Origin of the sequence: Azospirillum sp. HJ39, from assembly GCF_041507355.1 — a bacterium.
In the GTDB taxonomy this organism is placed as follows: domain Bacteria; phylum Pseudomonadota; class Alphaproteobacteria; order Azospirillales; family Azospirillaceae; genus Azospirillum; species Azospirillum thiophilum.
Genome location: NZ_CP167912.1, coordinates 545,156 through 561,766, shown reverse-complemented (window position 1 = coordinate 561,766; position 16,611 = coordinate 545,156). Strand labels below are relative to the sequence as shown.

15 protein-coding genes are annotated in these 16,611 nt (G+C 66.4%); 4 read left to right on the top strand and 11 right to left on the bottom strand.

The genetic code is table 11. From position 1 onward, the window contains the following. Nucleotides 1–112: 112 nt before the first annotated feature. From ABMY26_RS30095 to ABMY26_RS30050, 10 genes are all read right to left on the bottom strand, one after another. Complete coding sequence (locus ABMY26_RS30095; RefSeq protein WP_372399181.1) at nt 113–505, bottom strand: DUF2946 family protein; 393 nt, start codon at nt 503–505, stop codon at nt 113–115. Between the two features lie 202 nt (nt 506–707). Then, complete coding sequence (locus ABMY26_RS30090) at nt 708–1,502, bottom strand: ABC transporter ATP-binding protein (protein WP_372399180.1); 795 nt, start codon at nt 1,500–1,502, stop codon at nt 708–710. Then, nucleotides 1,420–2,175 carry an ABC transporter permease gene (locus ABMY26_RS30085; RefSeq protein ID WP_372399179.1) on the bottom strand — a complete coding sequence of 252 codons (756 nt, stop codon included), beginning with the start codon at nt 2,173–2,175 and terminating at the stop codon, nt 1,420–1,422. The genes ABMY26_RS30090 and ABMY26_RS30085 overlap by 83 nt, the downstream gene beginning before the upstream one ends. Nucleotides 2,176–2,178: 3 nt before the next feature. Beyond that, nucleotides 2,179–3,144 carry an ABC transporter substrate-binding protein gene (locus ABMY26_RS30080; RefSeq protein WP_372399178.1) on the bottom strand — a complete coding sequence of 322 codons (966 nt, stop codon included), beginning with the start codon at nt 3,142–3,144 and terminating at the stop codon, nt 2,179–2,181. A 147-nt stretch (nt 3,145–3,291) separates the two neighbouring features. Continuing rightward, on the bottom strand, nt 3,292–3,753 hold the full coding sequence (locus ABMY26_RS30075; protein WP_372399177.1) for a cache domain-containing protein: 462 nt from the start codon (nt 3,751–3,753) through the stop codon (nt 3,292–3,294). Nucleotides 3,754–3,819: 66 nt separating this feature from the next. Next, nucleotides 3,820–4,248, bottom strand: a complete 429-nt coding sequence (gene pedF / locus ABMY26_RS30070) for a cytochrome c-550 PedF (protein WP_372399176.1) — start codon at nt 4,246–4,248, stop codon at nt 3,820–3,822. Nucleotides 4,249–4,461: 213 nt separating this feature from the next. Further along, on the bottom strand, nt 4,462–6,219 hold the full coding sequence (locus ABMY26_RS30065; protein ID WP_372399175.1) for a methanol/ethanol family PQQ-dependent dehydrogenase: 1,758 nt from the start codon (nt 6,217–6,219) through the stop codon (nt 4,462–4,464). A gap of 225 nt (nt 6,220–6,444) precedes the next feature. Continuing rightward, nucleotides 6,445–7,398 carry a quinoprotein relay system zinc metallohydrolase 1 gene (locus ABMY26_RS30060; protein ID WP_372399174.1) on the bottom strand — a complete coding sequence of 318 codons (954 nt, stop codon included), beginning with the start codon at nt 7,396–7,398 and terminating at the stop codon, nt 6,445–6,447. After that, nucleotides 7,395–8,249 (bottom strand): quinoprotein dehydrogenase-associated SoxYZ-like carrier, encoded by an 855-nt coding sequence (locus ABMY26_RS30055; protein WP_372399173.1) that lies wholly within the window; start codon nt 8,247–8,249, stop codon nt 7,395–7,397. The genes ABMY26_RS30060 and ABMY26_RS30055 overlap by 4 nt, the downstream gene beginning before the upstream one ends. A gap of 31 nt (nt 8,250–8,280) precedes the next feature. Next, a complete protein-coding gene (locus ABMY26_RS30050; RefSeq protein ID WP_372399172.1) occupies nt 8,281–9,147 on the bottom strand; it encodes a substrate-binding periplasmic protein in 867 nt (288 codons plus the stop codon). A gap of 217 nt (nt 9,148–9,364) precedes the next feature. Between ABMY26_RS30050 and ABMY26_RS30045 the strand changes: the two genes are divergently transcribed. The 4 genes from ABMY26_RS30045 to ABMY26_RS30030 are packed head-to-tail and all read left to right on the top strand — an operon-like array spanning nt 9,365 to nt 13,143. Continuing rightward, nucleotides 9,365–10,576 (top strand): ABC transporter substrate-binding protein, encoded by a 1,212-nt coding sequence (locus tag ABMY26_RS30045; RefSeq protein ID WP_372399171.1) that lies wholly within the window; start codon nt 9,365–9,367, stop codon nt 10,574–10,576. Next, nucleotides 10,573–11,553, top strand: coding sequence for a YVTN family beta-propeller repeat protein (locus ABMY26_RS30040; RefSeq protein WP_372399170.1), 981 nt, complete (start codon nt 10,573–10,575; stop codon nt 11,551–11,553). The genes ABMY26_RS30045 and ABMY26_RS30040 overlap by 4 nt, the downstream gene beginning before the upstream one ends. A gap of 13 nt (nt 11,554–11,566) precedes the next feature. Beyond that, entirely contained in the window at nt 11,567–12,331 is a 765-nt protein-coding gene (locus ABMY26_RS30035) for an ABC transporter ATP-binding protein (protein WP_372399169.1), read from the top strand. Continuing rightward, nucleotides 12,328–13,143 carry an ABC transporter permease gene (locus tag ABMY26_RS30030; RefSeq protein ID WP_372399168.1) on the top strand — a complete coding sequence of 272 codons (816 nt, stop codon included), beginning with the start codon at nt 12,328–12,330 and terminating at the stop codon, nt 13,141–13,143. Before ABMY26_RS30035 ends, ABMY26_RS30030 begins: the two co-directional genes overlap by 4 nt. Before the next feature lie 46 nt (nt 13,144–13,189). Here ABMY26_RS30030 and ABMY26_RS30025 read toward each other — a convergent pair whose 3' ends face one another. Then, the gene (locus ABMY26_RS30025; protein WP_372399167.1) at nt 13,190–16,582 is read right to left on the bottom strand and encodes a DEAD/DEAH box helicase; all 3,393 of its coding nucleotides are present in this window, start codon (nt 16,580–16,582) and stop codon (nt 13,190–13,192) included. Nucleotides 16,583–16,611 lie beyond the last annotated feature (29 nt).

The following is a 16,611-nucleotide window of genomic DNA, read 5'->3' as shown; positions in this document are numbered from 1 at the left end:
GCATGGGATAAGGAGGCATCGCTTGCCGTCCGGCGCGATCCGGGCTGGGATCGCGCAAAAAGTCACGCAACGCTTATGGAAGTCGGGAAATCCGGACTTTGCGGAAGCGGGGTCAGGCCGGCAACGGCGGTGCGCGGGCCTGGAGGGTGGACAGGAACCAACCAGCTGCGATCGGCCCGCCAGGCAATGGACGGGAATTCCCGCTTTCGACGATTGCAGGGCCAATGGACGTCGGCGGAGGCGGCAGCGCCAGCCCGGCGATCAGCGGACAGAGCGGACAATGGCCGGTGCCGGAGGGCATCGGCGTCGGCAAGTCGCCTGGGCCGCCGACGGCCTTATTGGCGGTCTGACCGCCCGGCCCGGCCTTATTCACATCATAGTCGGCAGGATCGACCTGGATCGTCGTCAACCCGCCAGCCGAGCAGATCAACAGCGGAATCGACTGGCCGGCACGGGCTGCGCCAGGGATCGGCGACATCCAGCCCCAGGCGATGACTTGCAGCAAAAGCGCAGCCATCCCGGCCACAAGGCCGAGCCTCCGCCCCCGCCACACTGTCCGCCGTCCGGACGCCATTGTTCTCCGTCGCCTTTGCCACACACCGGATACGCCCGGCGCGGCGCGCAAGATACCGCAGCCTGCGCAGCGGGACGAGCGGCAAATGTACCCACCGCCATCGCAAGGTCGAACCGCGGGTCAGGGGAGCAGGTCAGGCCAGCAGGCGGAAGACGGATTCCGGCCGGGACAGCAGGTTGCGACGCAACGCCTCGACTGTGGCATCGTCGCGCGCGGCGCGTGGAACCTCCACCGGCACGTCCGCCACCACCCGCCCGGGCGACGGCGCCAGCAGCAGAAGGCGGTCGGCGAGCGCAAGGGCCTCGCGCAGATTATGAGTGACCAGCAGCACGGTGGCCGGGCGCCGCTCCAGCAGTTCGGCAAGCAGGGCCCGCAGCTTCAGCGCCGTCAGCTCGTCCAGCGAGACGAAGGGTTCGTCCATCAGCAGCAAATCGGGTTGCACGACGAAGGCGCGGGCGAGCGCCACCCGCCGTGCCATCCCCAGCGACAGTTGCGTCGGAAAGCGGTCGGCGCAACCTGACAACTCCAGCGTCTCCAATATGGCATCGACGGCAGGCCCCTTGCGTTGCGGACGAGGCAGGACCAGCGTCAGATTCTGCCGCACCGTGCGCCAGGGCAGCAGCCGCGGCTCCTGGAACACATAGCCCAACCGAACCGGGGAGCCATCCAGCCGCGGCCCGACCTCAACCGACCCGTCATAGTCACGGTCCAGTCCGGCGACGATCCCAAGCGCCGTCGTCTTGCCGCAGCCGCTGGGGCCGACCAGCGCCACGACCTCTCCCGCCGCCGCGACGATGGTCAGGCCGTGCAGGACCTCGACCGCACCGAAGCGCTTGGAGCGGATTTCAAGCTTCAGCGGGCAACCGCCGCCAGCGCTGGCAGCGACGCTCGACCGGTTGGAGGATGCCGTATTCCAGAATCTGGACAACGGCCACGAACGCGACGGTGTAAGCCAGGATTCCTGCGACATCGAAGGTCTGAAAAAGGAGGTTGATCTGGAATCCAACACCGTCGCTGCGACCCAGCAGTTCGACCACCAGCACGATCTTCCAGATCAGTGCCAGTCCGGACCGCGCGGCGGCGGCGATGGTGGGGGTGAGTTGCGGCAGCAGCACATGGCGCAGCCGATCGGACGGTGACAGGCGGTAGACGCGGGCCATGTCGATCAGACCCTCGTCGATGGCGCGCGCACCGGCGCGCACCAGGACCACCGTGTTGGGAATCTTGTTGACGGCAACGGCGCCGATGGCCGCCGCCTCGGTCAGGCCGAACCAGACATAGGCCAGGACGATCACCACCAGCGCCGGAAGGTTCAGGAAGAAGACCAGCCACGGCCCGAACAGCCGGTCGATGACCATCGAGCGCCCCATCGGCAGGCCAAGTCCGATCCCGACCGACATGGCGAGCGCAAAGGCGGCGAGCACCCGCAGCAGGGTGACGCCCATATGATGGATGAGGGCGCCGCTCTCCGCCTCGCGCAGCAGCGCCTGCGCGACCAGTGCCGGTTCGGGCAGCAGGCGCCCGCCAACCGCCAACGCCGTCCCCTGCCACAGCGCCAGCAGCAGCAGGATCGACAGCAGCGGCATGAGGGCACGGCGCATCGGCTATTCCCCGCCGGTCCAGAATGTGCCGGGGGCGATGGCGGGCGCATCGCCGACCAGTTCCCGCCCGCCCAACCGGGCCAGAAGTTTGTATAGCCTCCCCGCCCCGTCCCGTTCCTCCGCCGTCCAACTGCGCGGGATACCTTCGCGGTAGCGGTCGCGCAGCGTTCGGAAGGTGGCATCGTCCTCCGCCTGCATCAGCGGCGCCAGCCTTTCCCATGCAGCGTCGGACTGGAGCAGCAGCGCCTTCGCCTTGGCGGTGGCCGTCTGAAAACCGCCGAGCGCCGCCGGGTTGGCCCGCGCCCATTCCTCGCGGAAGACATAGCCGATGGAAGGAAGCGTCACCGGCTGCCCCAGCGCCGCCAGCATGTCCGACACGGTCATCAGCACACGCATTCCTTTGGCTTCCAGTCGGGCTGCGAAAGGCCAGAAGGTCAGCACGGCATCCAGATCGCCATCGGCAATCTTGTTGTTCAGCAAAGGCGGAGCCCCGAAAAAGGCCTGCGCGTCGCGGTCCAGCGCCAGACCGTGGCGGTCGCCCGCCAGGGCCTTCAGCAGAATCCAACTCTTGTCGAGCGGGCTGCCGGCGATGCCGATCCTCCGGCCCCGCAGGTCGGCAATGCCGGCGATGCCCGATCCGGCTGGCACCACCAGGGCGCCGACCGCGGTCGAATAGGGGATGAAGGACAGAGCTTCCCCCTTCGCCCGCATCCGCGACACCCACAGCCAGTCCGAAACGATGATTTCCACCCCGCCGGCCTGCAACGCCACCTGGGTCGCGGGGGTGCCCGCCAACTCGACCAAGTGCAGATCGATCCCGCCAGCCTCGTCGAAACGGTTGGCACGAACGGTGTCGAGTTCCCAACTGACGGTGCCGAACTTCAACACCCCGGCGCGAATTACAGGCCGTTCGGCCGCCTGGATCGGGCGGGCGGCTGCGATTGAAAACAGTGCGGCGGCAGCCAGCAAGGTGCCCCGTCTCGTGCAGCCTGCAGTCCCCCTCCGCTCCGTCATGCCGCTCCCCCGGTGCCTTGTCGATCAGCCAGCTTAGGGGCTTTCAGATTGTTCGTATATTCAACGATGGGAGGAGGGGGAAGGTCATGCGGAGGTGCAGGTTCAATCGTCGTACGTTCCGGCCCCGACGATGTAGTTGCCGTCGCGCGTGACATAGGAGTGCTTGTGCTCGACCTTGTTGGACTGTCGGTTCAGCCAGACATAATCGATGACCGCGGTCGGCTTGTCCTTGGTCTCGGCGATCATCGCCTGGACGATGGGCTTGCCTTCCGCGTCCTTCAGGTCGGCGGCATCGGAACCGGCCAGCCTCGGGTTGGCACCGGAGGCGATGTAACGGCCGTTGGTATCGAAAACGAACACATAGAGTTCGCCGCGGCGGAAGCTGCCCTTGGGATCCTGGAACGCCTTGACTGCATCGTCCTGCCCCTTGGCCTTCAGATAGGCGACAGCATCGGAGACCAGCGACTTGGCCTGCTCGGGGGTGGCACGGTCGGCGGCGAACGCGGCGGAGGCCGGCAGCAGGGCCGCCAGGACGGCCACCAGGGAAGCGGTTCTGCGAATCATGGTAAGACCACCTTGTATGGAGACGATGGGAATGGGTGACCCGCTGAAGGTCGGCGGCCCGCGGGATCAGTCCTCGTGCACGGTTTCCAGCCAGGAGCGGATCGACCACAGCGCTTCCTGACCCAGTGCGTCGCCGAACTGGGGCATGTAGGTCACGCCGTTGCGGATCGAACCGTTGATGACACGCTCCTTGAACCACTCGTCGCCGGCATCGCCCTTCTCCAGATAGCGCAGGTCGGGAGCGATGCCGCCGGACACAGCGCCCAGCCCGTGGCAGCGCGCGCAATTCTGGTTGAACGCCGAGGCGCCGATCTCGATGGCCCGCGGGTTGCCACGGAACGGGTTGCTGTCGCGCCACTTGTCACCCAGCTTGTCCAGCCCGCTGGTGTCGACTGCCTGAGGAACGACGTCGCCATGGGCGAAAACGAGGCCGGGCAGTCCGACGGAGCCGATCAGACCAATGGCGGCTGCAATATGAAGAATCCGTGCATTCATGAGTAAGACGTTCCCTCTGTTTCTAACCGCCCTGCGGCGTTTGCTTCGCATGGCCGGACGTTATCAGCAGATTGGTCCACGAATAATTGGACTATGGTAGGACATATCCGGAAAACATAACAAACGACTGTTTCAATGATGGAGGTCGATGCGGAAAGGGGCAGGCCGGATCGCTCCGGCCCGCCTTGCTCCCTGCCCTCCCCGCCTGTGCGATCAGGCCTTGGGCAGCTTGAAGACCCAGAGCGAGCCGCCCTGGTTGATGTCCTTCACCAGCTTGGCGACGTCGCCGCCCCACAGCGGCACAGCGCCACCCCAGCCGGAAACAACGGCGACATACTGCTCGCCGTCCATCTTCCAAGTGACCGGGCTGCCGACCACGCCGGAACCGGTCTGGAATTTCCAGACCTCCTTGCCGGACTTGGCGTCGAAGGCCTTCAGGTAGCCCTCGGGCGTGCCGGTGAAGACCAGGTTGCCGGCTGTGGTCAGCACGCCTCCCCACAGCGGGGCCGGGTTCTTGTATTCCCAGACGATCTTGCCGGTCTTCGGATCGACAGCGCGCAAAGCGCCGATATAGTCGTCGTAAAGCGGCTTGATGGTGAAGCCAGCGCCGAGATAGGCCGCGCCCTTCTTGTAGGTGATCGCCTCGTTCCAGATGTCCATGCCCCACTCGTTGGCCGGGACATAGAACAGCTCGGTCTGTGGGTTGTAGGCCATCGGCATCCAGTTCTTGGCGCCCAGGAAGGCAGGTGCCGAGAAGACCGACTTGCCCTTGGTGTCATGCCCTTCGCCGGTGGCCGGAGCACCTGGACGGTTGTCGTCGATGTAGATCGGCCGGCCGGTCTCGATGTCGATGCCCTTGGCCCAGGTGATCTTGGTGACGAAGGGCGTGGCGTTGATCAGTTTCCCGGTGTTGCGGTCGATGACATAGAAGAAGCCGTTGCGGTCGGCCTTGCCGCCGGCCTTGATGACCTTGCCGTCCTTGTTCAGGTCGAAGGACACGAACTCGTTGACGCCGTCGAAATCCCAGCCGTCATGCGGCGTGGTCTGGTAGTGCCATTTGATCTCGCCATTGTCCGGATTGATGGCGAGCGTGGAGGAGGTGTAGAGGTTGTCGCCCGGACGCAGGTGCGAGTTCCAGGGCGCCGGGTTGCCGGTGCCGAAGAACAGCGTCTTGGTTTCCGGATCGTAGGTGCCGCCCAGCCAGGTGGCTCCGCCGCCGGTCTTGTACATGTCGCCCGGCCAGCTCGCGTTCAGCTTGCCGGTCATCGTCGAATCCTTGCCGTTCAACGTGCCGACATTGCCTTCGATGGTCGGACGCTGCCAGACCAGTTCGCCCGTCTCGGCATCGCGCGCCTCGACCATGCCGATGACGCCGAACTCGCCGCCGGAATTGCCGGTGATGATCTTGCCGTCGACGATCAGCGGCGCCGCGGTGTTGGAATAGCCTTCCTTGTAGTCCTGGAGCTTCTTGTTCCAGACGACCTTGCCGGTCTCCCGGTTCAGCGCGACCAGGCGGGCATCCAGCGTGGAGAAATAGATCTTGTCCTTGTAGATCGCCGCACCGCGGTTGACCACGTCGCAGCAGGGCATGATGCCGTCGGGCAGGCGGTGATTGTATTCCCACTTCTTGTGGCCGGTGCGAGCATCGACCGCATAAAGGCGGGAGTAGGAGCCGGTGACGTAGATGGTGCCGTCATAGACGATCGGCTGGGCCTCCTGCCCACGCTGCTTCTCGCCGCCGAAGGAGAAGGACCAGACCGGGACCAGCTTCTTGACGCTGTCGGCGTTCAGGTCGGTCAGCGGGCTGAAGCGCTGGGCTTGCGGCCCCATGCCATAGGTCAGCACCGCTTCGGTGTTGGTGGCGCTTTTCAGCAGATCCTCGCTGGACGGGCCGTCGGCGGCCAGCACGCCGGTGGCGCCGAGCGCGGTGAGCGAGGCCGCCAGGGCAAGACTTGTTACCAGACGCTTCATGATGCGGTTGCCTCCCGAGACTGATGATGACGGCGCCGCCCGGGCATGGTCCTGCCGTTGCCGCCGGACATGCGGGTCCGGCGGTTGAGGCGGGATCTGAGCGGCTTTTGAACTGTTGGCGGCCACACAAGGGCCACGGTGCTTCACGATATCGGCAGTGTAGACGGACGATCTGCCTAGTAAATTGTCGGATAGTAGCAGGCGCGGAGGACCTTCGACGGCGCTTCAGTTCACCCTGGGCAAACTGTCCTGCTCGATCCTCGGCCAGAGATGGGCGACGGAGCGACGATACTCTTCGCGCAATACGTCCAGTGCCGCAAATCGCTCGGGAATCGGCAATTCCAACGCTTCGGCCATGTCTAGACCAGACCCGGCCGCATGGCGCAGCGTACCGTCCAACCATGTCAGCCAGTCGCGGGTCTGGGCGACGCAGGACTTGTCTGGACGGATATGGCCGTGGTTGGGCACCAGCAGCCGGATGTCCAGCACGTCAACCGTATCCAGTTCCTTCAACCAATCCGACACAGTCGCATGCGGCGTGGTCGGCGTGCGGTCGCAGAAGACGACTCCGCCGGCGAACAGCACCCCCGTCGTCTCGTCGAGGATCATCAGGTCGGCGGCGGTATGTCCGCTCAGCGGGATCAGCCGCAGCCGGTGGTCGCCGAACCTCACGGTGGAGCCATAGACCGGCTCTGTCGGAATCGTCACCTCGGTCCCGCGCATCCAGTCGCCGACCAGCCGGTACATGTTGTCGGCGATGCCGTGCCCCTCCTCCTGGATGCCGGCGATGGTGCCGGGCAATGCCGCGACGGGCACGTCGGTGAACGCCTGGGACCCAAGCCAATAATCGGGATGCAGGTTGCTGACGAAAACCTTGCGGACCGGCTTGTCGGTGACCTTGCGGATCGCGGCACGCATCTCCTCGCCATAACGGCGCGAGGGGCCGGTCTGGATGACGATCACCCCGTCGGCAGTGACGATAAAGCCGGAATTCAGGATGTTGCCGCCGTTGGCGCGGGTGAAATGCTTGGTGGATCCCTCGAAGACATAGGTGTCGGGGGCGATGCGCGCCGGCTTCAGGTCGTAGGTCAGCGGTCCGGCAGCCCACGCCATACCCGAGAGCGCCCCTGCGGTGAAGACGGCGGTCAGCGCCATCCGGCGCAGCAAAGCCATGCTCATTGCCCGATACTCCGCAGCGGGTCGATCGCCTTCACGCTCATCGCCGGTCTGGCGCCGGGCGGCGGCATCGGGATGGTGGCGCGGATCTCGCCACCTTGGTTGTCGCGCCCACGCAGGACCAGCGCACTGGCGTCCGGCGGCGGACGGACGTCGAGCGAGTAGACCGGATTTTCCGACACCGGTTCCAGGCTGTCGATGCGCGCCAGTTCGGGCGAGCCTCGGGGGGTTTGCGCCTCGACCCGCAAGGTTTCGACGAAGTAGGCGGGGATGCCGTCGACGAGTCCGGTATCGTTGGGGTGGCGGATGCGCAGCCGCAGCCGCGCCACCCCATCTTCCGCCGCCGGCCACAGCCGTGCCTGCACCTCGCCGACATGGTCGGCCCAATCCTTCTGTGCATAGGACACCGGAGGCGCACTGCACCCGCCGCCCGCCGCGTCGACCAGCACGCCGGAGACATGCCAGACCCCGTCTGCGGTCCGCGCCGCGCCTCGCACGGCTGTCGCCTGCTGGATCTTGATGCGGGTCGCGATATAGGGCGCGGCGGTGCCGGGATGATAGCGCAGCACCAGCGGAAAGGGGTTGAGATCGGCGATCGCCACCATCTCCACCACCCGGCCCAGTGCCGTGGCGTCGACCGAGACCGGAACCGCCCGCGTGTCTTCCGCAGAAGCCGGGGCGACCACCTTCACCGCATCGTCGAAGACCACCGGAGCACCGGCGAAATACTGGTCGCGCAATGCATCCCACATTACCGAACCGAGCGGGTCGGACGGCGAACTTGCGGCGAAGACCGGAGAGGCGATGATAAGTGTCGCAGCCGCCAAGCCCGTCCGGCACAAGACATTTCGCATTCGTCCCCCCTCCCAAACGATGAGTTTCTCTTCACTCGACCAGCGGCGGCGGCGTGTGGGTCGCACCATAGCGGGCGAAGATCCGCGCAATGCTCCCGTCCTCGGTCAACGCCGTCACCGCGTCGCCAATGGCATAGGCGAGGTCACGGGAATTCTCCTTGGTCGCCATGCCGATGTTCCAGTTCGAGGTCATCATTCCCGGCAGCGCGACCGCGGTGACCGGGAACCGCTCCGCCCGCGCGCCCAGCGCCGCCTGCACCTGGCTCAGCGGCGCCAGCACCGCGGCAGCTTCCCCAGCGGTCAACTTCTCGATGGCGGCCTCCGGCGTCGGGCAATGGATGATGCGACCGCGCAGCCGCCCGCCCTGCATCCCCAGCAGGAAGAAATCGGGCACGCTATCGATCTCCACCGCGATCGGTTCGTCCGGCAACATCGACAGCATCGGCTGGCGCACCCGCTGTGGGTCGCGGGCCAGCGCAAAGACCTCGTGATGGTAGGGGGCGAACAGCACCGCCTCCGGATTCATCAAGCCGAACTGCTTGTCATAGGGGATGTGCATCATGACGTCGGCCAATTCCATGCCGAACAGGCTGCCGCGCCACACCGCGACGCGCAGGTCGTCGGACACCGTCTCGCCGGCGATCTGTTCGTAGATGTCGGGCCTTACCCCCAACCTCTCCGCGATGGCCGCGGCGATGTCGACGTCGATGCCCACCAGCCCGCCATCCTGACGGAAGGAAAAGGGGCGGAAATCGCGGTAGACGGCGACGCGCAGCCGCCGGCGCTCCATCACCTCGTCCAACGGGCGCGCCGCTGCCGGGCGCACGCCCGGCAGCAGCGGAACCGCAAGCCCGGCGGCAAATCCGGACAGAAGGCGGCGGCGGGTAACATGCGCCATCGGAGGTCCCGGCAATGGTGTCCTGAACGAACGGGAAGCCAGGATAGTGTTGATCAGCAAAGCAAATAATTGGACTTTCGTACAAGGCAGGAGTTGCGGGAAACCCTGAACGCCGCCCCTCCGTCCGCAAGCCTGTCCATTCTCCCATAGTCGCATTTCGGGTGCGGGGTTCGCCGGATAGGCTGATATCCGAACTGTTGGCATTCCGACGGATATGATGGCCAAGCCCCGCCTGCCCCGACCGCACCGCACCGGCCCGTTGATTGCGCTCACCATTGCCCTGCTTGCCACCGTTCCCGCGATGGCGCATGACAGCGGCGAGATTCGCATCGGCTTCCTGTCGCAGACGCCTGAACCGCCGCCCTCGGTCGCCAACCCGGACGAGCCGGCAGTGGACGATGGGCTGGCCGGCGCGGCTCTGGCCATTACCGACAACAACACGACCGGAAAATTCCTCAAGCAATCCTTCCTGCTCGATGCGGTAGAGGTCGCTCCGGACGGGGACGCCGCCGCAGCCCTACGCAAACTGGCTGGGCGCGGCGACCGCTTCGTCATCGTCGATGCACCCGGCGCGACGGTGGAGGCGCTGTCGAAGCTGCCGGAAGCCCGCAACCTACTGCTTCTGAATGCCACCGCGCCCGACGATTCGCTTCGTGGTGCCGCCTGCGCTCCCAACCTGCTGCATGTGGCACCCAGTCGGGCAATGCTGGCCGATGCGCTCGGACAATATCTGGTGAAGAAGCGCTGGTCGCGCTGGTTCCTGGTCACCGGCCACCGGCCCGAAGATGCGCTCTTTGCCGACGCCGTCCGCCGCGCCGCCAAGCGTTTCGGCGCCCAGATCGTGACGGAAAAGACCTGGACCGCCGAAAGCGACGTCAACCGCACGGCCGAGGCCGAGATTCCGGTCTTCACCCAAGCCAAAAGCTACGACGTGCTGGTCGTCGCCGACGAGGTGGGGGAGTTCGGCGACTACCTGCCCTACCGTACGGCAGACCCGCGCCCGGTGACGGGCACCCAGGGGCTCGTCCCCACCGTCTGGCACCGCACGCACGAACAATGGGGAGCGGCGCAACTCCAGTCCCGTTTCAAGGCGTCGGCAAAGCGCACGATGACTGCCCGCGATCATAATGATTGGACCGCCGTCCGCGTGGTGGGCGAGGCGGCGGCCCGCGCCCGTACCGCCGATCCCGACCGGCTGATTGCCTTCATCCAGTCGCCGGACTTCTCCATGTCCGCTTTCCGCGGCGCACCGCTCAGCCTGCGGACATGGGACGGTCAACTGCGCCAGCCGGTGCTGCTGGCCGCCGACCGTTCGCTGGTGTCGGTATCGCCGCAGGAGGGGTTCCTCCACCCGCGGACCGAATTGGACAGCCTGGGTTACGACCAACCGGAAACGCTCTGCAAGACGCGAGGAAAGACGACGCCATGATTGCTGTCCGCAAGCCCCTTCCCTTCCTGACCGCCGCAGTTCTCGCGGCCGGGCTGGCGTCGGCCGCCTCGGGCCAGACCATTTATGTGTCCAACGAGAAGGACAACACGCTGTCGGTGATCGACGGCAAGACGCTGGCGGTGACCGACACCATCAAGGTCGGCAAGCGGCCACGCGGAATCACCCTGTCCAAGGACGGTACACAGCTGTTCATCTGCGCCAGCGACGACCATGCAGTGCAGGTGCTCGACCTTGCCACCCGGAAGATCGTCCACAATCTGCCGTCGGGCGAGGATCCGGAGCAGTTCGCGTTGAGCCCGGACGGCAAGAGCCTGTTCATCGCCAATGAGGACAGCAACGTCGTCACCGTGGTCGACGTGCCCTCGCGCAAGGTTGCTTTCCAGGTCGATGTCGGGGTGGAGCCGGAGGGGATGGACGTCAGCCCCGACGGCCGCTGGGGCGTCAACACCTCCGAGACCACCAGCATGGTCCACTGGATCGACATCGAGAAGCGGCAGGTCACCGACAACACGCTGGTCGGCCCGCGCCCGCGCCACGCGGAGTTCAGCAAGGACGGCGCGCAGCTGTGGGTATCGTCGGAGATCGGCGGCACTGTCAGCGTGATCGACAGCACCACGCGCAAGGTGCAGAAAGTCATCGATTTCCACATCAAGGGTGTCGCCAAGGACCGCATCCAACCTGTGGGGGTGAAGCTGACCGACGACGGCCGCTATGCCTTCGTGGCGCTTGGCCCGGCCAACCATGTCGCCGTGGTCGATGTCAAAAATTTCGAGGTGAAAGACTATCTGCTGGTCGGCCGGCGCGTCTGGCATCTGGGGCTGACACCGGACCAGAAAACGCTCTACACCACCAACGGGATCAGCGGCGACGTGTCGGTCATCGATGTCGACAGCCTGAAGGTGACCAAGTCAATCAAGGTCGGGCGCTATCCCTGGGGCGTCGCCGTCAAGGGGTGAAGGGGGCGAAGCCATGGCGGTACCGGCACTGGAGATCGAGGGGGTGCGCCACAATTATGGCGGCGACCGCTATGCGCTGGAAGAGGTCTGCTTCCGGGTGATGCCAGGAGCCTTCACCTGCCTGCTGGGCCCCAATGGGGCTGGAAAGAGCACGCTGTTCGCACTCGCCACCGGCCTGCTGCGGCCGACCGCTGGACGCATCCGCATCCACGGCCACGACATCGCGACTGCCTCCGGCGACGCGCTGGCCTGCATGGGGGTGGTGTTCCAGCAGCCGACCCTCGACCTTGACCTGACGGTGATGCAGAATCTACACTATTTCGCTGCGCTGCACGGCATAGGCCGACGCGCGGCCGACCGCCGGATCGAGACCGAACTGACCCGCCTCTCGCTGTTCGAGCGACGGGACGTGAAGGTCCGCGCACTGAACGGCGGCCACCGCCGCCGGGCGGAGATCGCCCGCGCCCTGCTGCACCACCCCACGCTGCTGCTGCTGGACGAACCCACCGTCGGGCTCGACATCCCGGCCCGCCGCAAGTTGATCCGCCATGTCCATGACCTGTGCACCGATGACGGCATCGCAGTACTGTGGGCCACCCACCTGATCGACGAGATCGACCCGGTCACCGACCATGTCGTCGTCCTGCACCGCGGCCGGGTGCGCGCCAGCGGTCCGGTTTCCGCGGTGAATGCCGAGGCCGGCTGCGCCACGGTGGCGGAAAGCTATGACCAGCTGACTGCGGCTCGACCCACCACCGGTGTGGAGACGACGGCATGAGCGGCCGGGGGATGGGCGGTTGGTGGATCGCCTTCCAGGGGATCGTAGCGCGCGAGGTGCTGCGCTTCATCCATCAGCGCGAACGCTTCCTAGGCGCGCTGGTACGGCCACTGGTCTGGCTGCTCGTCTTTGCGGCTGGGTTCCGTGCGGCGCTGGGCATCGCCATCATCCCGCCCTATGAAACCTACATCCCCTACGAGGTCTATATCGTGCCGGGGCTGATCGGGATGATCCAGTTGTTCAACGGCATGCAGGGCTCGCTGTCGATGGTCTACGACCGCGAAATGGGCAGCATGCGCATCCTGCTGACCAGCCCGCTGCCGCGCAGCTTCCTGCTGGTGGCGCGGCTGGTGGCCGGCGTGGTGGTGTCGGTACTGCAGGTGGCGGCCTTCCTGCTGATCGTTCGACTCTACGGCATCGACCTTCCGGTCTGGGCGCCGCTGAGCGTGATGCCGGCCTTGCTGCTGAACGGGCTGATGCTGGGAGCGCTCGGCATGGTGCTGGCCTCCGCCATCCGGCAGCTGGAAAATTTCGCGGGGGTGATGAACTTCGTCGTTTTCCCACTCTTCTTCCTGTCCTCCGCCCTCTACCCGCTCTATCGCATGGAGGAGGCCGGGCCGCTGCTCTGGTGGCTGTGCAGCCTCAATCCCTTCACCCATGGAGTCGAGTTGATAAGGTTTGCCTTGTACGGCAAGGTCGAGGGACAGGCGCTTGCCGTCGTCGCCAGCGCCGCGCTGCTGTTCACAGTACTCGCAGTACACGGCTACTCCCCCACCCGCGGCATGGGATCGCGGGCTCCGTCGGCAGGGTGATGTTGGCCGACAAAGCGCTTGCGCGGCACGGATGGGACTTTTGTTTTCAAATTCCCGTAGGCTCCTCCATCCGCTTGCGCTGCTTCGCCTTGGTGACGATGGCTTCTATCGAGTCCAGCACGCGCACGGCATTGGCGAGCCGCGCGTCGGCATCGGGCGCCTCCAGCGCTACCGTCACGCGCTCATCCTGCGCGTGCAACAGACCCCTGGAACGTTTCGCCAGCGTCGCCGCACGGGCGACGGTGCGATCGCCGCGCAGGGTGGCCGCCACGCCGACAGGACCGCAGCCGAGCGACGCGATCCCGAGCGCCCGGCAGCGGCAACGTAGCGCCGCAATGGCCAGCAGTCGCTCTACCGGTTCCGGCAGCGGACCGAAGCGGTCCTCCATCTCCTCACGCAGGGCGTCCAACTCATTGGCATCACCGGTGCGGGCGATACGGCGATGGAGGCCGATGCGCAACTCCTCCTCGGGGATATAGGCGGCGGGGATGAAATGGGGCACGGCGACCGATACCTCCGGGTCCCAGCGCTCGTCGGGCCGGTGGCGGAGGATGCGGAGCGCGTCAGCCAGGATGTGCTGGTACAGTTCGGTCCCTACCGCGCGCAGATGACCGCTCTGGTCCCTGCCCAGCAGGTCGCCGGCCCCGCGCTGGTCGAGATCCAGCATGCTCAACACAAAGCCGCCCCCCAAGCTCTCGATAACCTCCAGCGAGCCAAGGCGCCGAGCCGCCCGTTCCTCCAGCGGCCGCTCGGGGTCGGTCAGCAGATAGGCGTAGCCCTGCACCGCGCCACGCCCGACCCGCCCACGCAATTGGTGCAATTGGCCCAACCCGAAAAGGTCGGGGCGGAACAGCAGCAGCGTATTGGCGCGGGGAATGTCGATGCCGGATTCGATGATCGGCGTTGCCACCAAGATGTCGCTCTTACCATCGACGAAGCCCATAACCCCATCGTCCAACGCCGCCGCCGCCATACGGCCATGCGCCACCGCGACGCGGGCGTCCGGCACCAACCCGCGAACCCACTCTTCCAATTCAGCCAGATCGGCGATGCGCGGCGTGACGCAGAAGGCCTGCCCGCCGCGCCCCAGCTCACGCACCAGCGCCGCGCGGACGGTCGCCGCATCGCGGGGCATGATAGCGGTGCGCACCGGCCGGCGCCGGGCCGGCGGCGTTTCGATAATGCTAAGGCCGCGCAAGCCCGCCAGCGCTCCCTGAAGCGTCCGCGGAATCGGCGTGGCGCTGAGCGCCAAGCTGTGGGCGCCCCTGGTCCGCCGTTTCAAGGCCTGCTTCTGCTCGGCGCCGAAACGCTGCTCCTCATCCACCACCATCAGGCCAAGCCGCTGAAACCGCAGGCGTTCGGACAGCAGTGCGTGGGTTCCGACGACGACGACGACCGACCCGTCGGCCAACCCTGCTTGCACCCGCTCCACTTCCGCCTTCGGCATGGCGCCGGTCAACGGCTCGACCCGGATGCCGAAGCCGGCGAAGCGGCGGCGAAACACCTCGAAATGCTGGCGGGCGAGAACGGTGGTCGGGGCCATGACCGCCACCTGATGCCCCGCGAAGGCCACCGCAGCTGCAGCCCGCAACGCCACCTCCGTCTTGCCGTAACCGACGTCGGCGCAGACCAGATGGTCCATCGGATGGCCGCTGCGCATGGCGTCGAGAACGGCATGGATGGCTCGGCGCTGCCCCTCCGTCGGGTCGAACCCGAAGCGGGCGCCGAAACGGCGCATGCGGTCGGCCGGCGGGTCGATCACCGGCGCGGTCTCCCGCGCACTGCGACGGGCGGCGCGCAGGATGCCCCGGGCTGTCTCGACGATCTCCGCCTCCAGCACGGCACGGCGATCCAGCCAATGGGCATTCTTCAGGCTGTCGAGCCGCGCGCCGGTATCGGCCGAACCGTGACGCCACAGTCGGTCGAAATCGGCGGTCGGTACCAGCAACCTGTCGTCATGGGCATATTCCAGCACCAGGAAATCGGCGGTCGACTCGTTCCGCTCGATGGTCTCCAGCCCGACCAGACGGCCGATGCCGTAATCGAGATGGACCACGAAGTCACCGGTCGCAAGATCCGAGAGTGCCAACAGCGTACGGGCCGGCGCCTCCCTTCCGCCTTCCTCCGCATGCCGCGGTGCCACCAGCACGGTCATCCCGTCACATACGAAGCTGTCGGCCGCATGTAGGTTCAGAACGGCACAGTCCCCTCCTTCCAACGGTGGATCGGGCCAGCGGTCGCGCATGGTCACCGGGCGCCCCAGCCCCGGCTCCAAAACAGCCGACGCCCGCTCCGCCAGCCGTTCCGCCTCACCCGAACCAGCGGCGGCGAGCAACACCGGCCTGCCTTCCCTTATCAGCGCACCGGCACGGCGCAACAGCGTGCGCTCCGTCCGCGCCGGTTCCATCGCGGGGCCGGGAGCGAAGTCCACCTGAACAATCTTGCGGGCGGCCAGCATGCCCTCCAGCGCATCCACGCCGATCAGCCGGCGCTCCAGAGCCGGAACCGGCAGGATGCAGGCATCGTCACTCCGGATGCGACGGTCGAGGGCGACATCCGCCAGATCGTCGGCCCGAGCCTCCATGCGGTCGCGGGCGCCGGCATCAAGCGCCAATATGGCCTCGGGCAGCAGATCGAGCAGAAGCGGGCAGTTGTCGAAGACATTTGGAAGCTGGAGGTCGAAACCATAAGGCCGATGCCCCTGCTCCAGCGCCTCGCGCAGACCGTCCGGCATCGCATAGCCCAGTCCGGCGAGGCTCGCCGTCAACCGATCGAGTGACTCCGGCGCGAGGAACAGATCCGTGACAGGACAAAGCGTGATGCTGTCAATGGACGCGACCGAGCGCTGGGACGCCGGATCGAACAGGCGCAACTCACGCACCACCCCATCGGCGATGTCGCAACGGACCGGGCGTTCGCCATCGCCGGGAAACACCTCGACCACTGCGCCGCGGATCGCCACCTCGCCGGGTTCGTCCACCCGCTCGTCCAGCACATAGCCGGCACGGGCGAACCAGTCGCGCCACATTGGCTCATCATAGGCCATGCCGCTGGATAGAGGAAATCGCGTGCCTCGCCAAGCTTGCGGAGGTGGCAGTCGCTGCAGGGCGAGGTCGGCCGACGCCACGATCAGCCGTCCGCGCCCAGCGTCTGCCCCCTCGGCCAGTTGCATCAGCCCTGCGGCCCGCCGGCCAAGCACGGCACGCGATGGAGCCGTGCGGTCGCCCGCCGCCGTCTCGTCGATCGGCAGCAAAACGATATGCAGATCGGGAGCAAGATCGCCGGTCAGCCGGGCCAGCCGGTGGGCATGGCCATCGCTGCGAGCCAGCAGCAGGACATCGCCCGGCCTGTTGCTGGTGCTTCCACCGACGGACCGGTGGGCGAGCGCCGCCAGCCGGACGGCCAGTTCGCCTTCGCTCCGCACGGCCAGGCTGCTCATCGCGGATCCCGGATCGGGGGACTCCGGGG

What these genes read in the sequence shown, in the direction of transcription:
- ABMY26_RS30050 (WP_372399172.1), bottom strand. Translation starts at nt 9,147, where the DNA reads ATGGCGCATGTTACCCGCCGCCGCCTTCTGTCCGGATTTGCCGCCGGG.
- ABMY26_RS30025 (WP_372399167.1), bottom strand. Translation starts at nt 16,582, where the DNA reads ATGAGCAGCCTGGCCGTGCGGAGCGAAGGCGAACTGGCCGTCCGGCTG.
- ABMY26_RS30030 (WP_372399168.1), top strand. Translation starts at nt 12,328, where the DNA reads ATGAGCGGCCGGGGGATGGGCGGTTGGTGGATCGCCTTCCAGGGGATC.
- ABMY26_RS30055 (WP_372399173.1), bottom strand. Translation starts at nt 8,249, where the DNA reads ATGCGAAATGTCTTGTGCCGGACGGGCTTGGCGGCTGCGACACTTATC.
- ABMY26_RS30035 (WP_372399169.1), top strand. Translation starts at nt 11,567, where the DNA reads ATGGCGGTACCGGCACTGGAGATCGAGGGGGTGCGCCACAATTATGGC.
- ABMY26_RS30065 (WP_372399175.1), bottom strand. Translation starts at nt 6,219, where the DNA reads ATGAAGCGTCTGGTAACAAGTCTTGCCCTGGCGGCCTCGCTCACCGCG.
- ABMY26_RS30085 (WP_372399179.1), bottom strand. Translation starts at nt 2,175, where the DNA reads ATGCGCCGTGCCCTCATGCCGCTGCTGTCGATCCTGCTGCTGCTGGCG.
- ABMY26_RS30060 (WP_372399174.1), bottom strand. Translation starts at nt 7,398, where the DNA reads ATGAGCATGGCTTTGCTGCGCCGGATGGCGCTGACCGCCGTCTTCACC.
- ABMY26_RS30040 (WP_372399170.1), top strand. Translation starts at nt 10,573, where the DNA reads ATGATTGCTGTCCGCAAGCCCCTTCCCTTCCTGACCGCCGCAGTTCTC.
- pedF (WP_372399176.1), bottom strand. Translation starts at nt 4,248, where the DNA reads ATGAATGCACGGATTCTTCATATTGCAGCCGCCATTGGTCTGATCGGC.
- ABMY26_RS30075 (WP_372399177.1), bottom strand. Translation starts at nt 3,753, where the DNA reads ATGATTCGCAGAACCGCTTCCCTGGTGGCCGTCCTGGCGGCCCTGCTG.
- ABMY26_RS30045 (WP_372399171.1), top strand. Translation starts at nt 9,365, where the DNA reads ATGGCCAAGCCCCGCCTGCCCCGACCGCACCGCACCGGCCCGTTGATT.